This is a genomic window from Bacillus sp. URHA0034 (assembly GCF_056280405.1).
Genome location: NZ_JBWCDK010000002.1, coordinates 2,660,494 through 2,675,973, shown reverse-complemented (window position 1 = coordinate 2,675,973; position 15,480 = coordinate 2,660,494). Strand labels below are relative to the sequence as shown.

Annotated in this window: 14 protein-coding genes; 7 read left to right on the top strand and 7 right to left on the bottom strand. The window is 41.6% G+C overall.

What is annotated here, in order from left to right:
* Positions 1–243 precede the first annotated feature (243 nt).
* The 5 genes from ACZ9EE_RS14835 (at position 244) to uvsE (ending at position 6,435) form a co-directional block, all read left to right on the top strand.
* The gene (locus tag ACZ9EE_RS14835) at positions 244–1,323 is read left to right on the top strand and encodes a D-alanine--D-alanine ligase (protein WP_476028197.1); all 1,080 of its coding nucleotides are present in this window, start codon (positions 244–246) and stop codon (positions 1,321–1,323) included.
* A 79-nt stretch (positions 1,324–1,402) separates the two neighbouring features.
* Positions 1,403–2,782 (top strand): UDP-N-acetylmuramoyl-tripeptide--D-alanyl-D-alanine ligase, encoded by a 1,380-nt coding sequence (locus ACZ9EE_RS14830; protein WP_476028195.1) that lies wholly within the window; start codon positions 1,403–1,405, stop codon positions 2,780–2,782.
* 20 nt (positions 2,783–2,802) lie between these two features.
* Positions 2,803–3,498, top strand: a complete 696-nt coding sequence (locus tag ACZ9EE_RS14825) for an alpha/beta hydrolase (protein ID WP_476032965.1) — start codon at positions 2,803–2,805, stop codon at positions 3,496–3,498.
* 217 nt (positions 3,499–3,715) lie between these two features.
* On the top strand, positions 3,716–5,215 hold the full coding sequence (gene cshA / locus ACZ9EE_RS14820; RefSeq protein WP_476028193.1) for a degradosome RNA helicase CshA: 1,500 nt from the start codon (positions 3,716–3,718) through the stop codon (positions 5,213–5,215).
* A gap of 257 nt (positions 5,216–5,472) precedes the next feature.
* A complete protein-coding gene (gene uvsE, locus ACZ9EE_RS14815; protein ID WP_476028191.1) occupies positions 5,473–6,435 on the top strand; it encodes a UV DNA damage repair endonuclease UvsE in 963 nt (320 codons plus the stop codon).
* A 622-nt stretch (positions 6,436–7,057) separates the two neighbouring features.
* Here uvsE and menC read toward each other — a convergent pair.
* From menC to ACZ9EE_RS14785, 6 genes are read right to left on the bottom strand one after another with little or no spacing between them, the layout of a single operon-like run.
* Entirely contained in the window at positions 7,058–8,170 is a 1,113-nt protein-coding gene (menC, locus tag ACZ9EE_RS14810; protein WP_476028189.1) for an o-succinylbenzoate synthase, read from the bottom strand.
* 27 nt (positions 8,171–8,197) lie between these two features.
* Entirely contained in the window at positions 8,198–9,025 is an 828-nt protein-coding gene (locus tag ACZ9EE_RS14805; RefSeq protein WP_476028187.1) for a GNAT family N-acetyltransferase, read from the bottom strand.
* A gap of 21 nt (positions 9,026–9,046) precedes the next feature.
* Positions 9,047–10,528, bottom strand: coding sequence for an amino acid permease (locus ACZ9EE_RS14800; protein WP_476028185.1), 1,482 nt, complete (start codon positions 10,526–10,528; stop codon positions 9,047–9,049).
* Between the two features lie 23 nt (positions 10,529–10,551).
* Entirely contained in the window at positions 10,552–11,685 is a 1,134-nt protein-coding gene (locus ACZ9EE_RS14795; RefSeq protein ID WP_476028183.1) for an amidohydrolase, read from the bottom strand.
* A 27-nt stretch (positions 11,686–11,712) separates the two neighbouring features.
* The gene (locus tag ACZ9EE_RS14790; protein WP_476032964.1) at positions 11,713–11,928 is read right to left on the bottom strand and encodes a hypothetical protein; all 216 of its coding nucleotides are present in this window, start codon (positions 11,926–11,928) and stop codon (positions 11,713–11,715) included.
* 34 nt (positions 11,929–11,962) lie between these two features.
* Positions 11,963–12,559, bottom strand: coding sequence for a MurR/RpiR family transcriptional regulator (locus tag ACZ9EE_RS14785; protein ID WP_476032963.1), 597 nt, complete (start codon positions 12,557–12,559; stop codon positions 11,963–11,965).
* A 193-nt stretch (positions 12,560–12,752) separates the two neighbouring features.
* On the opposite strand from ACZ9EE_RS14785, the gene ACZ9EE_RS14780 reads away from it, so the two are divergent.
* Together ACZ9EE_RS14780 and ACZ9EE_RS14775 are read left to right on the top strand one after the other, a co-directional pair.
* Positions 12,753–13,232, top strand: coding sequence for a PH domain-containing protein (locus ACZ9EE_RS14780; protein WP_476028182.1), 480 nt, complete (start codon positions 12,753–12,755; stop codon positions 13,230–13,232).
* The gene (locus ACZ9EE_RS14775; RefSeq protein ID WP_476028180.1) at positions 13,225–14,661 is read left to right on the top strand and encodes a PH domain-containing protein; all 1,437 of its coding nucleotides are present in this window, start codon (positions 13,225–13,227) and stop codon (positions 14,659–14,661) included. Before ACZ9EE_RS14780 ends, ACZ9EE_RS14775 begins: the two co-directional genes overlap by 8 nt.
* A gap of 39 nt (positions 14,662–14,700) precedes the next feature.
* Here the strand turns inward: ACZ9EE_RS14775 and ACZ9EE_RS14770 are convergent, their stop codons facing one another.
* The gene (locus tag ACZ9EE_RS14770) at positions 14,701–15,447 is read right to left on the bottom strand and encodes a rhomboid family intramembrane serine protease (RefSeq protein WP_476028178.1); all 747 of its coding nucleotides are present in this window, start codon (positions 15,445–15,447) and stop codon (positions 14,701–14,703) included.
* Positions 15,448–15,480: the final 33 nt, after the last annotated feature.

Sequence of the window (15,480 nt, the reverse complement as noted above, 5' to 3'; positions counted from 1 at the left end):
GCTATTGAGATGGTTCAATTGTTTGCCTGCCGTAAGGACAAAGGGGATTCCAACTTATCACACAGGAAAAGCAGGCTGCGATAGACATTGTCACAAAATGCTGATAGTCAGTATTGAAGCAAGCACTCGGCATCATAAAATAATACATGAGAAAAAAACATGTAAAAACAGGTCTGCGACATTTCCTTTCTTATTTAGTAAAGTGTTAAAATAAAATGTGAGAGAGAATTTGGAGGAATAGAAATGAAAACAAAATTAGGTTTGTTATATGGAGGAAAATCTGCTGAACATAAGGTTTCCTTACAGACAGCTCTTGCTGTTATTCGAGCATTAGACCTTGAGAAATTTGAAATTCACCCCATTTATATAAACGTTGAAGGACAGTGGATTAAAGGGCCGCAGCTACTCGAGCCGGTTGAAAATGTGCAAGCACTTGAATTCACCAATGCGCCCCAATTATCCCCGTTATCATTGGCGCCTGCCCTTTTTCAAGCTAATCAGCAAGACGCTGCACCGCTTGATGTTATTTTTCCATTACTGCATGGGCCAAATGGTGAAGACGGGACCGTCCAGGGCTTATTAGAACTTCTTAATTTGCCGTATGTAGGAAATGGTGTTCTTGCTTCAGCGGCAGGTATGGATAAAGTGTTGATGAAAAATATTTTTGCACAAGCAGGGCTGGCGCAGGTTAACTATGTTTCTTTTATCAAAAGTGAATGGGCGAAGGCAAAGGAAGAGGCCTATACTCGTGTAGAGGAACAGCTTGGTTATCCATGCTTTGTTAAACCAGCAAATCTTGGCTCTAGTGTGGGAATCAGCAAATGTACCAATCGGGCTGAATTAGATACTGCATTTGGTGAGGCATTCCAATTTGACCGGAAAGTCATTATTGAACAAGGAGTCACCGCCCGTGAGGTTGAAATTGCGGTTCTTGGCAATGATGAGCCGGAATGCTCTGTAGCAGGTGAAATAGTTCCGAAGAAGGATTTTTATGATTACAAAGCGAAGTATGAAGATGGGGAAACAGCGTTAATTATCCCTGCTGATGTGACCAAAGAAGAGTATGCGCAAATGAAGGAGATGGCTGTTCGTGCGTTTAAGGCACTGGACTGTTCCGGACTTGTTCGTGCTGATTTCTTCTTAACAAGGGATGGCGAAGCATTGATTAATGAGGTCAATACGATGCCGGGCTTCACCCCTTTCAGTATGTTCCCGCTTTTATGGAAGCATACAGGCTTAGAATATCCGCAGTTGATTGAACGACTTGTTCAACTAGCGCAAGAACGACATGCGGAGAAACAGCAGATTAAGTATACGTTTTAAATTAAAATAATTGCGACACGGCTCCCATGCCGTGTCCGTTTCTATTTAGGAAAAGCAAATAGAAAAAGGAGGGTTCCAATTGATCAAACGTTCTTTGAAACAGATTTCAGCCATGGCCTCCGCCATAAATGATATTACCCCGTTCGCTGATGTTATCATTGAGGGGGTTACCATCGACACGCGAAAAGTTCAAGCAGGAAATTTATTTGTACCCTTTAAAGGCGAACATGCCGACGGTCACAAGTATGTAGAAGAGGCAATTAAAAGAGGAGCTGCAGCTGCTCTGTGGCAAAAGGATGTACCAAATCCGCCGCAAGGGCTGCCAATCTTACTTGTTGACGACTGCCTTGTTGCTCTGCAGGAGATGGCGCGAAAATACCGGCAGGAATTATCAGTTAAAGTAGTGGGGATTACGGGCAGTAATGGTAAAACCACGACAAAGGATATGACAGCAAGTTTATTATCCACCCAGTATAAGGTTCAAAAGACTGAGGGGAACTACAACAACCATCTTGGACTTCCATTAACGGTTTTAGGGTTAAGTGAAGAAACTGAAATTGCGGTATTGGAGATGGGCATGAGCGGCCGAGGGGAAATTGCTTTCCTGACCAAACTTGCCTGCCCGGATGCCGTTGTGATTACCAACATTGGAGAATCTCACTTACTTGACCTCGGTTCAAGAGAAGGCATAGCCGAAGCGAAACTTGAAATTCTTCAAGGGCTGCGTGATGGTGGACTTGCAGTGCTTCACGGTGATGAGCCGCTATTAATGGAGCGAATCTACCAATATAAAGGGAATATCAATATCCAAACCTTTGGAAGAAATGTAACGAATGATATTTATCCCAAGGATATAACCCAAATTGAGCAAGGCAACTCCTTTAAAATTAATACATCAGAGACGATCTTTGAACTGCCGGTTCTCGGCACGCATAATATTTTAAATGCACTAGCCGCGATGCTGATTGCCCGTTATTTTTCGATTCCATTTGAAAAAATGAATCCAGGATTGGCTAATATTAAGCTTACAAATATGCGAATGGAGCTAGTTGAAGGAAAACAAGGCGAAAAGATTATCAACGATGCTTATAATGCCAGCCCGACATCGATGATGGCAGCCATTGAACTGGTTTCAAATCTTCAAGGCTATCAACGAAAAATCCTTGTGCTCGGAGATATGCTCGAGCTGGGGCCGCAGGAAGAACAGTACCATTTGCAAATCGGCTCAGGACTGAATTCGGAAAAAATTGATTATCTGTTTACCTATGGTGAGTTAGGCGGACATATTGCCAAAGGAGCTTATCAAGCTTTAGGCGAGAATCAGGTATTTGCCTTTAAAGATAAGTCAAAACTGATTGAAAAGTTAAAGACGTATGTAGATGAAACCACACTTGTGCTTGTTAAAGCTTCTCGCGGGATGAGATTAGAGGAGATTGTTCAAGCTTTACAAAAGAAGTAAAGGGATTGGCAGGTGAGAATATGATTGGCTGCTTACTGATTCATGGCTTTACGGGTGCCCCTTATGAAGTCGAGCCCCTGGCAGAGTTTATAAAAGAACGAACTGATTGGAAGATTAGTGTTCCTACACTGCCGGGGCATGGTGTTCCCGGCTCCCTAAAGGGGGTGCAGTATCAGGAGTGGATTAATCACGCTGAAGCCGAATTGACCAAACTGATTGATACCTGTGACACGGTATATGTGGTCGGTTTTTCAATGGGAGGGATGATCGCCAGTTATCTCGCCGCCCAATACCCTGTGGACAGGCTTATTCTTTTGAGTGCAGCTGCTTACTATGTTAACCTCAAGCAATTAGCAGTTGACATCACAGAAATCATGAAAGATTCCCTGCGTGGAAATTTACAAGAAAATGAATTATTTCTCCGTTACAAACGAAAAATAACAGAAACACCCTTTGCGGCGACCTTACAATTCCGCAGGCTTGTTTCTTTTATTAAACCTCTACTGCATCAGGTAAAAGTGCCAACCTTTATCGCACAAGGGGAGTGTGACGGGATTGTGCCGCCTAAAAGCGCTGAATATTTATTCCATACGATAAGTGCCAAACAGAAAAAACTCGCCCTTTTCAAGCATTCCAAGCATCTCATTTGCCACTGTGAGGAACGGGAAACCCTGTTTTCTCAAGTGCTGGATTTTTTAATGGAGGAAACAACTTAAGGTTCATGACGAGTTTAAAACGTGTCTTTATTGCAAAATACTAGTAACAGTGGTATGATATTCATCAACGTGTCTAAAGGACGATGATTGAAGGCATACTCTTTTGGAGAATGTCTTTTTTTGGTAAAATAAAGAAGTGGAAATTACCGCATTTTGATGCGTATGTTTGTATATTCAGCACTTATATACCAACTATTTTTTATATAGATGAAGGAGAATGAAAACATTGACAAAGTTTGAAGAATTAGGCATAAGTCAGGCCACTTTAAAAGCTGTACTCAAAATGGGCTTTGAGGAAGCTACACCAATCCAATCAGAAACGATTCCGTTGGGGCTAAAAGGTATAGATTTGATCGGGCAGGCTCAAACAGGAACAGGTAAAACAGCTGCTTTTGGAATTCCATTGGTGGAAAAAGTTGACGTGAAAATGGATGCCATCCAAGGGATTATTATTGCGCCAACTCGGGAATTAGCGATTCAGGTTTCGGAAGAGCTATATAAAATTGGAGCAGGAAAAAGAGTCCGTGTGCTGCCAATTTATGGTGGTCAGGATATTAGCCGCCAAATCCGCTCATTAAAGAAAGCTCCACATATTATAGTGGGTACCCCTGGACGCGTCTTAGACCACATTAATCGGAAAACAATGCGCTTAGATACCGTCAATACCGTTATTCTTGATGAAGCAGACGAAATGTTAAACATGGGATTCATCGAAGATATTGAATCCATTCTTGCTTCAACACCAGCAGAGCGTCAAACACTATTGTTCTCTGCGACAATGCCAGGGCCAATACAAAGAATGGCAGAGAAATTCATGAAGGATCCGCAAATTGTTCGTGTGAAAACGAAAGAAATGACCGTTCCTTTAATTGAACAATATTACATTGAAGTGCAAGAAAGAAATAAATTTGATGTGTTAACAAGACTTCTTGATATTCAGTCACCTGAACTTGCTATTGTTTTTGGCCGGACAAAGCGCCGTGTTGATGAATTAGCGGAAGCATTGACTTTAAGAGGATATACAGCAGAAGGTATTCATGGTGATTTAACTCAAGCCAAGCGTATGTCGGTCCTTCGAAAGTTTAAAGAAGGAACAGTTGATGTCCTTGTTGCAACAGACGTAGCAGCAAGGGGTCTGGATATTTCCGGAGTTACACATGTATATAATTTTGATATTCCGCAGGATCCAGAGAGCTATGTTCACCGTATCGGCCGTACAGGTCGTGCCGGAAAGACTGGTGTTGCGATGACTTTCATCACACCACGTGAGAAATCCTACCTTGCCGTTGTGGAAAAAACAACGAAGAGGAAGATGGAAAGAATGCAGGCTCCAACCCTTGATGAGGCTTTGGAAGGTCAACAACGTGCAGTTGTTGATAAAATTGTTCAAACAATTGAATCCAACAACCTTCATTATTACAAAGCAGCAGCTCAAGAATTATTAGATGGCAATGATGCTCAAACAGTTGTGGCTGCAGTCTTAAAGATGCTGACAAAAGAGCCGGATACTACTCCTGTTAAATTAACAGAGGAATCTCCGCTGCCACAAAAAAGAGATAGAAAACAGTTTGATCGTGGAGACCGTCGCAGAAGAGACGACTCTAGAGGTTCATACAACTCTGATCGTAACCGAAAAAAAGCTCCGGTAAAACCAAGAAGTGGTGAGAAGAGAACTGGCGGCAAGACATCGAAGCCAAGAAGCTACAATCATCAATAATCGTAAAAAGAGCAAGGACAAAGTCCTTGCTCTTTTATGCGTTTTTGGGAATGTGGTCAGTTGACTTTTCCTTTATATATTTTTAATGGTATTCACCAACAAATATAATAACGGAATAAGCACGACACAATAGGCAAAGGTTATAAAAAAGCTTTTTCAGCATGGTCGATGTATATGAATACTCATGGCCATAATTTGTAGTTAAAAAGTTAGTTAGGTGAGAATAATGATAACGATAAAGCAGGGGGTGGAAAGATATGATTGTGAAACTTGGGTATGTAGCGATGAGTGTAGAACTGCAGCATGCATCGCCCTCCCAAACCATGACATTTGCCCAATTCTCAAAAATTAAAGACCGTGAGGCGGCAATTCGGAAATTAGAAAGGGTCGCTGAATCTAATTTGGAAAATTGTCTGCGTCTTCTAAAGCATAATGTGGGAAATGATATTCAGTTTTTTCGATTTAGTTCACGATTGATTCCACTTGCCAATCATGGAGATTTACTAGATTGGAACTATATCAAGCCTTTAAAGGGGACTCTAAAAAAATTAGCCGATTTTTTAAAGGATCATCCAATGAGGATTGATTTCCACCCTGATCATTTTGTGGTGCTTAATTCACTTGATAAGGATATTTTAAAAAATTCACTTAAAACCTTAACGATGCATGAGGCACTCTTGAAGGGGATGGAGATCAATCCCGAACACCGGTGTGTGCTCCATGTGGGCGGCGGGTATGAAGATAAGGAAAAGGCGCTGGAACAGTTTATCCATAATTGGGGTTACATTAAGCCAGGAATTCAAAAGATGATCATGTTAGAAAATGATGACACTACGTTTACGGTTAAGGATACGTTGTATCTTTGTGAGAAACTGGGGATTCCGATGGTGTTTGATTATCATCACCACCTTGCGAACCATGAAGAGGAGGAGTGGATCTCGGATTGGGATCGGATTGTTTCAAGCTGGGATCATTCGGACTTGCCGATTAAGATGCATATTTCGAGTCCGCGGTCGGAGAAAGAGTTTCGAGCGCATGCTGATTATGTAGACCCTGAGATGTTTTTGACGTTTTTAAATGAAGTGAAGGGGAGTGTACCTGAGATTCATTGTATGATCGAAGCGAAGCAAAAGGATGGGGCGCTGTTTCAGTTGGTCCAGGATTTAAAGGAGCGTGGCGATTTCAAATGGCTGGATCAGACTAATTTTGTGGTGGAGTAGGGGATGATGGAGTGTTGTCTATTAGAGGCTCGGCTCTTGGACAAATTTTTGATTTTTTTTTTGTAAGTCTCCAATAGACAATCTCTATTGGACACTCTTGAGGTTAAACATCGGAGTTTGTCTGATAGAATCGTACTATTGGACAATCCTTCTAATTTCATAAATTTTTTGTCCAATAGAAATCCGGCTAATGGACAAATTTTTGATTTTTTCTTCAGTTTTGTTCATAAGGCCTGGTCTATTGGACAATATCGCTATATTTATTCTGTTTTTGTCCAATAGAAACTCGGCTATTGGACAAACTTTTGATTTTTTCCTTGTAAGTGTCCGATAGACAATCTCTATTGCACACTTTTGAGGTTAAACATCGGAGTTTTGTCTAATAGAAGCGAACTATTGGACAATCCCCTTAATTTCATAAATTTTTTGTCCAATAGAAATCCGGCTAATGGACAAATTTTTGATTTGTTTCCCGGTAGTGTCCAATAGACCGTTCTAATGGACACTTTTGTGGTTCCACCTCGGATTATTGTCTGATAGAACCGCTCTATCTGGCCATATCTTAAACAATAAACAAAAAATAGCCCTCCTAACAAACGAAGGGCCATCTCATAAACAAAACTTAAGCTCGATAAGTCCTGCTGTAAACCGTATACTTATTTACCTTTTCTAAAGAAACGTCATATCCGATCCCTGGTCCGGTAGGAATGTTAATCTCTCCGTTCTCAACCGTTACCTCAGGCTCAATGATATCCTCAGCCCAATAAAGGGAAGAAGCTGCAGTATCACCGGGAAGAGTGAAATTCGGCAGGGAAGTAATCGCGATATTATGGGCCCGGCCTACCCCGGACTCAAGCATGCCGCCGCACCATACCGGGATATGATGAGCTTGGCAGAAATCATGAAGCTTGCGTGATTCCGTTAACCCGCCAACACGCCCAATTTTAATATTAATAATTTTACAGCTGCCAAGCTTTAGAGCCTTCCGGGCATCCTCAACCGAATGAATACTCTCATCTAAACAAATCGGTGTTTTCATCCTAGCCTGCAAGTCAGAGTGGTCAATGATATCATTGTGAGCCAATGGCTGCTCGATCATCATTAACTGATAATCATCTAATGCCGCCAAGCGGTCGATATCAGTGAGTGTATAAGCAGAATTGGCGTCAGCCATTAACGGAATATCAGGATATTCCTGACGAACCCGGTCAATTAATGCCACGTCCCAGCCTGGTCTAATTTTCAATTTTACCCGCTTATAGCCTTCCGAGAGGCGTTCGCCAATCGTTTCAATCGTTTCCTCAATCGAATCTTTAATCCCGATGCTGACACCCACATCAATTTTGGATCGTTCACCACCCAGAGCTTGGGCGAGCGGCATATTTTGTTCTTTCGCATACAAGTCCCAAACGGCACCCTCAATAGCTGCTTTAGCCATATTGTTGCCGCGCAGGTGAGCAAACCATTTTTCTAACAGTTCATCGGGGTGGTCGATTTCATTTCGTAAAACGATCGGAATCAAATAATCCTCTAGGATATGCCAATTGGTTTTGACTGTTTCCTCATTATAAAGAGGATCGAGCATCGCAACCGATTCAGCCCAGCCCGAAAGACCATCCTCGTTTTTAACTTCCACTAAAATAAAATCTTTGTCATATTCAGTTCCAAAGCTAGTTGTAAAAGGGTAGAGTAAATCAAGTTTTAAATGTCTTAAAATGACTTGCTTAATCTTCATGCCAAGAGTCTCCTTTAAATCTGCGAGTTACTGTTTAGTAAGAATATAGAAATTCACCGGAATCTCGGGATTGCATATTTTTTTAAAACCGCTGACCTGCCAGCCCTGGTTAAACAGACTAGAAAAAGCGTCTCTCGTTCGCATCCGCCAATCACTAGCCAGCGCTATGTCTGTCTCACGAATTGTCCGATAGTTTTTCGGAACAGGCACAAAATGAATGTGATCGCTTTGTAGTCCTTTAAGCGTAAAAGGCAATATAACTGGCTGACCGCATTTATTTATATTCCACTGCAGAAGCGAATTTTCTAAAACAAAGTCTTGTTCGAATGAGTCCCCGCAAGTATCAGCAGCATTGTCAGCACGGATATGCCACTCTACAAGAAAACGGTCTGATGGGAGCCCGCTATTTAACAAATCCTCCATCTCGCCATAGCAGTTGGGAAGATAAGTGGAGACAATACCGCCAAGCTTGCCGATATTTAAGTATCCATTAATGCTTTCAAGTGGATCATACGTCCAGGTGATAAGGGAATAGCCAAGCTTTAACGCCTCATCGCGCTGAGCAAGCTTTAGTTTTTCACCAATCCCTTTATTACGAAACTGTTCATCTGTCCCTAATATATGAGAGCAAAGATAGACAGACTGGCCGTTAAACCCAGGGAAGCTGTATTGAAATCCAATAAGCTCACCACCACTATAGGCGCCAAGCACTAAACCGCCGTTTTTGACGGCGGTAATGGTTTGGTGTGTGGGGATGGAGTCAGACTCACCCCAAATTTTACTTTCAAGTCTGCGTACATCTTCTAACTCTTGCGTTTTAGATAGGGAGCGAATTTTGATCTCTTCTTTAGTCAAAGTTATTTCCCTCCAATAAAACTATTCGCGGCTGAAATCAGCCTCTTGTAATGGTACCAATTTGGTCTTTTTCACTACCTTGTAGCCAAAATAAGCTAGTAAGAAAAGAGGCAGGCCAATATAAGAAACTAATGCCCCGTACCAATCGATTTTTGGACCAAAGAAGGCACCGTAGTTTTGTCCGAAGACGGCTACTAAACACAATACAGTAGCTAAGATTGGTCCGAGTGGGAACCATTTCGCCACGTATGGTAAGTCAGATAAACTTCTTCCTTGGGCAACATATGCCTTACGGAAACGGTAATGCGAAATGGAGATTCCTAACCATGATAAAAAGCCTGCTAAGCCAGAAGCATTTAATAACCAGCCATATACCGTTCCATCACCGAACAGGGAGGTTAAGAAGCAAAGCATACCAATCACGGTTGAGACTAACAAAGCATTAGTCGGAAGACCTTTCTTGCTTACCCTTTTTAAGAAGGCAGGAGCTTTTCCTTCCTTCGCAAGCACCCATAACACACGGGAGGCAGCATAAAGGGCAGAGTTACCAGCAGATAGGACAGCTGTAAGGATAACAGTATTCATTAGGGCAGCAGCAAAGGCAAGGCCGGCATTTTTAAATACAAGTGTAAATGGACTTACTGCAACATCTTTCACATCTGTGCTTAATAATAATGGATCTTTATAGCTGACTAAACAGCCGATTACAAAAATCGCTAAAACGTAGAATAACAGAATTCTCCAGAAGATCTGTTTAATCGCTTTTGGCATGTTCTTTTCAGGATTTTCACTTTCACCGGCAGCAACCCCGACAAGCTCTGTTCCTTGGAACGAGAATCCTACAATCATAAACACACTTAAAATGGAGAGGAATCCGCCTTTAAAAGGAGCTTCGCCTTTCGTAAAGTTATCAAATCCGCCAGTATGACCTTTCATGATTCCAAAAACCATTAATAACCCTAACACGATAAATATAATAATCGTAGCCACTTTGATGATGGCAAACCAGAATTCAGATTCACCATACCCTTTTACAGATAAAATGTTTAAACCAAATATCAATACAAGGAAGATGGCACTCCAAACGAAACCAGGTACATCTGGAAACCAATATTTCATAATCAACGAGGAAGCTGATAATTCCAAGGCTACAATAATCGCATTGTTATACCAGTAATTCCAGCCAACGGCAAATCCTAATGCAGGATCGACAAATCGGTCCGAATACGTACTAAACGAGCCTGTAATGGGAATAAATGCCGACATTTCTCCTAGGCTTGTCATAATAAAATAAACCATAATTCCAGCAATTAAATAGGCAGTAAGCGCTCCGCCAGGACCGGCATCAGCAATGGTTGCCCCACTTGCTAAAAATAACCCTGTCCCAATCGTTCCGCCAATGGCAATCATGGATAAGTGTCTGGTTTTTAACTTTCTTTCTAATGGTTCTTGTGGTTTGTTTTGTTCAATAGTTGTATCTATTTTACTTGCAGTATTTTCCAAGTTAGACCTCTCCTAATATTTTTTTAAGTTTCTTGTAAAGCCGTTAACAAGGTTTGTGTTAAGATCTTTGTTCCGTATATGAGTGCATCTAAATTAAATCTCATCTCGGGATGGTGCAACCCAGGTGTTAACCCGCAGCCTAAACCAATCATCGTAGCCGCAAGACCGGGATTTTTAGCTGTGTAAAAATGAAAGTCCTCAGCTCCCTGGGAGATACAAACCGGAGCGACCATTTCTTCGCCGAGAATCTCGCCTATGGCTTTTTCTGTCAATTTCATGGCTTTTTCGTTTATCACTGCGGCCGGAACAAATTCTTCCATTGCCGCTGTAATGACCGCTCCTGTCCGTTCAGCGGCTAATTCAATTGCTTGGTTCGTCATCTGCTCTAGTTCGGACATAACGTCGTTGGTTTGTGCTCTTATATCGAGAGCAAAATGTGCTGTCTCAGGGATTACGTTTGTTGCATCACTTTCCGTCGTCAGCTGTGTCATTTTAACAGAGTACGAAACCTCCGTTCGTAAGTTGATTTCTGTCAGGTTTTGTACCAAAAGTGCAGCAGTCTCAATCACATTGATTCCTTCGTTTGGCCGCGCTGCATGGGCCTGCCGTCCTTTTATGGTTCCCCGGATTGTTCCGGCTGAGCCATGAATGATTACTGGAGAGGCCTGCAGATAAGGGAGCTCACTAACCGGCCGTAAATGGGTGCCGAATAACAAACTGACCCTCTCTAATGCGCCATCCGCCATCATTTTTAGCGCACCTTTACCTTTTTCTTCGGCAGGCTGAAAAATAAACCTTATGGTATGTTTTGGATTAAGGCCACTCGCAGCCAGTCCCAGTGCCGAATAGAGGACCATTGTGCTGTGTGCGTCATGACCGCAAGAATGATTAGGTCTTACTACACCATTCACTTCTTGAACTAGTGCATCCATATCGGCCCGCAGTGCCACGACCTGATCGGATGTGCCAGGTATTTCGGCAATTAAACCGTAATGATCCGAATATTTTTTTACATGAAAGCCGGCAGTCTGCAGTTTTTTTGCAATGTAACCAGAGGTTTTCTCTTCTTTCCAGCTCGGCTCCGCAAGGCAATGTAGCTCTTGGTAGGTTGTTAGTAAATCTTCTTTATGCTGCTCAATAAAGTCTAGCGGATTCAAATCTTTCCACCCCTTAAACTTCTTTACTTATTCATTAAATACATCGAATGTTGTATAAAGCTGTTCTAGTTTTTGCTGGTATGCCAGTATACGTGTCTTATCTTTCTGCTGGATTCCCTCAATCACTAAATCTAATAAACTAATAACGGAAGCGATTGAGTTTGTACCGGTTTCCGCATTTTCCTCAGTAGTTAAGACGATATCGGATAGCCTTCCTGCAGGAGATAGAAGCCGATCTGTTATGGAAATCAGAGTAATTCCATGCGCAGCTGCACACTCAGCAATTTTTTATCGTTTCATTTGAATAACGAGGAAATGAAAACACGACGACGACGGAGTCTTCAGTCAAATTGCAAAACTTTTCGAAAAAGCCACCTGATGTTGAACATAAATTCACTTGATCCCGAATGGTACTTAACATATATGAAAACCAATAGGCGGCCGCATGAGAAATGCGATGACCTGCTATTAAGATTTGATCTGCCTTGGTTAACGCCTCGACAGCTTTCCAAATCTCCTGAATGTTTGCTGAATCTAGCAGGTTCCTTAATATATCAACCTGGTTTTCTATCACTTTAGTAAAAACATGATTATCGGTAGATTGATAGGTGTCGACAGCAGCTGCGGTTTGGTTCTGCACTAGCAGCTGCTGCTGAATGTGTTCCTGCATTTGGCTAAACCCTTGAAATCCTAATGCGTATGAAAGACGAATGACGGTAGTTTCACTAACCAATGCTTGCTGACCGATTTGAAAAGCCGTTTTAAAGACAGCCATATCTAAATTTTCGATCAGGTAATTGGCTACCTTCTTTTGACCTGCTGATAAATTGTTAAATCGATTCTTAACCAATTGTTTAAAAGGAAGTGGTTCCATCTTATCCACCTTTCTAAAAGAAGGAAATCCTTCACTTCATAAAAATGTTGCAGTTAATACTTTTTATTTTTATACATTATCATAAATAAATATAAATTAAAAGATTATTTGTGGATATTTTGTTGTGTATTTAGATGGGATATATTGTAGGTAGAGAAATCTTTTTCCTAATGTCTAGGGAGGTGGCTAAGATTTGTTAGCGAAACCGCAAAATAAAATTTCAAGGAAGGCGTTAACGGTATGGAGAATATCGGGTTTTATCAGGTCAGTGATTGGCTGGTCGATAACCGCAGTCATTCTATTATTATTAGATGTTTTTGATGCCCCTTTTTGGATTTTCATGATATTAATATCCCTGGGAGTGATTTTTCCTCTCTATCATATAGTTATTTCTCCACTCTTTAGATGGAAGAGCTGGAGATATGAGGTACGTGAAGAAGAACTTGAACTAGAGGAAGGGATATTTATCAAGACTCGGACGCTGGTTCCGATGGTTCGTGTACAGCATGTCGATACGGTCCAAGGGCCGCTTTTAAGGAAGTACAAATTAGCCTCTGTCCTGATACATACAGCAGCGACGGCCCATCAAATTCCTGCATTAGAAGAGGATGAGGCTGAAAAACTGCGAAGATTTATTTCAAAATTAGCAAGGGTGGCAGATGAAGATGTCTGAACCAAAACGACTTCACCCGGTTTCAAGCATTGTCACGACTGGAAAAAGAATTAGAAATCTCATCCTTCCCATGATTGTTCTCAATATCTCTGGGGGACGGGATAGTAAAACATCATTGCTCCTCTCGCTAATTCTATCCTTGATAGCGGTTCTTATTACCCTCATTACGGGAATCATGTCCTGGCTTCGGTATACCTATCGATTTGAGGATGATGAGCTGCGGATTGAATATGGTGTATTCCTTCGTAAGAAACGATACATTCCGTTCGAACGGATTCAGAGTATTAACATAACAGAAGGGCTGCTGCAGCAATTATTTGGACTTGCTAAGGTGGAGATTGAGACAGCGGGCAGAGGTGATGAGGCAGAAGCGGTGCTATCGGCAATACCAAAAGGGGAAGCAGCGCAGATTCAAGCATATGTCAATGCGGCTAAAAAGGATGCTCTTAAAACGACAGCAGAAATAAAGCCGATGTTTAAACTCAGTACACAGAAGTTACTCTTGCTTTCCTTGACCTCAGGCGGAATGGGGGTAGTGATTTCAGCTGTTTTGGCGATTTTTTCGCAGCTTGATGATTTAATCCCTTATAAAAACGTATTTGGCGGGGTAGAGACATGGGCTGTTCATAATATAATGCTCATAACGTTCATTGTGTTTTTAGGATTTGTCCTCTTATGGATTATTTCGTTCATGATCACGATGCTTAAATATGCAGGTTTCACGGTTGTTCAGACAGAAACGGATTTCGTTATTTCACAAGGCCTACTGGAAAAAAAGCAAATGACGATTCCGCTGAATAGAATTCAAGCAGTCCGAATCAGGGAAAATCTGATTAGACAAATGCTTGGACTTGGAACCGTATACTTGGAAAGTGCAGGAGGATCCTCCGCCAATATAGAGGGCGCATATGTAATGCTCTTGCCCATCGTAAAAGTAAAGGACATTCCAGCTATTATCGGTCCCTATTTACCGGAATATGAAATGATGGAAGTTTTTAAGCCATTACCAAGACGGGCAATGTGGAGGTATATTTTTCGCAGCTGGTACATGGTCATCCCGATAGTGTTACTTTCGTTGATTTTCTTAAAGATTTGGGGATTGCTTTCTTTAGTCTTACTCGTGCTTGCAACGATTAGAGCATTTTTAAACTATAAATCGGCAGGCTGGGGGGTGAGCCGAGACCAGTTAAGCTTGAAATTCCGGAGTTTTAAACGGACCACTATTTATATGAAGAAAAATAAGATACAAAGTTTAGAGGCAAGCGTTAGTTATTTTCAACGAAGGCAGGGGCTAGGAACACTTGAGGCCTTTGTCAAGTCAGGGGCAGTTAATACTGGCGGTCGTGTGTCCGACCTAGATCAAGCTGACCTCATAAGTATCTATCGCTGGTATTCACGGGAACAAGAAGCAGGGAGCAGACCGGAGTAGCTTGGGTACTCCCTGTTGTGTAGAAAAGGGCAGGATCCTTTATCTCCAAAATCCTAGAATTACCAGGATGATAATAACTGCCCAGATTAGAACCTTAACGGGCGATTGAAAGGATACATTTCTCCTTTGCCTGCTAGCCCAAGAGGTGGTGGTTTGGATTGATTCTGACAAATCCTTTTTATTAAAGTAGGGAATTGCCCCTATAAGAAATCCTCCTAGTAGTCCAAACAGATGGGCAATCACATTTATATCTGGCTGTATAAAGGTCATAATTAAACTGACTGCACATAGTATCAAGATAATTTGACTGTTTTGCTTGGACACAATAGACTTTCTGAAGATAATAATGGCAATATAATAGCCAAATAAGCCGAATATTGCCCCGCTTGACCCAACGTGGGTGTAGGTCAATGGCTCAAACAGCAGGGTGGCCGCATTGGCAGTGAAACCTGAGAAAAGGTAAATGAATAGAAACCTGCCGCTTCCCAGCATCCGTTCCAAAGCCGGTCCAAATAAGATTAAGGAGAAACTATTAAACAGCATATGTGAAAAACCGCTATGCATAAACGTGGGGGTAATCAGTCTCCAAACTTCTCCTTCCATAATATAAAGGTTGACCCCTGAAAAATTTTCAAAGAACCAGTTGTTTGGGAAGATAGGAAGAATGGTTAAAAGATATAATATTAAGTGAATCGTTACAATCAGAGAAACCATCGGAAAAAAGCGAATAAATTCACGAAAGCTTTCGGTTCTGGCAAATATGGTTAAAACCTCCTTTCCATACATCTTAAACCGTTTTTTGGTCTTGTACACTATTAT

What these genes read in the sequence shown, in the direction of transcription:
- ACZ9EE_RS14835 (WP_476028197.1), top strand. Translation starts at nt 244, where the DNA reads ATGAAAACAAAATTAGGTTTGTTATATGGAGGAAAATCTGCTGAACAT.
- ACZ9EE_RS14825 (WP_476032965.1), top strand. Translation starts at nt 2,803, where the DNA reads ATGATTGGCTGCTTACTGATTCATGGCTTTACGGGTGCCCCTTATGAA.
- cshA (WP_476028193.1), top strand. Translation starts at nt 3,716, where the DNA reads ATGAAAACATTGACAAAGTTTGAAGAATTAGGCATAAGTCAGGCCACT.
- uvsE (WP_476028191.1), top strand. Translation starts at nt 5,473, where the DNA reads ATGATTGTGAAACTTGGGTATGTAGCGATGAGTGTAGAACTGCAGCAT.
- menC (WP_476028189.1), bottom strand. Translation starts at nt 8,170, where the DNA reads ATGAAGATTAAGCAAGTCATTTTAAGACATTTAAAACTTGATTTACTC.
- ACZ9EE_RS14785 (WP_476032963.1), bottom strand. Translation starts at nt 12,559, where the DNA reads ATGGAACCACTTCCTTTTAAACAATTGGTTAAGAATCGATTTAACAAT.
- ACZ9EE_RS14775 (WP_476028180.1), top strand. Translation starts at nt 13,225, where the DNA reads ATGTCTGAACCAAAACGACTTCACCCGGTTTCAAGCATTGTCACGACT.
- ACZ9EE_RS14770 (WP_476028178.1), bottom strand. Translation starts at nt 15,447, where the DNA reads ATGTATGGAAAGGAGGTTTTAACCATATTTGCCAGAACCGAAAGCTTT.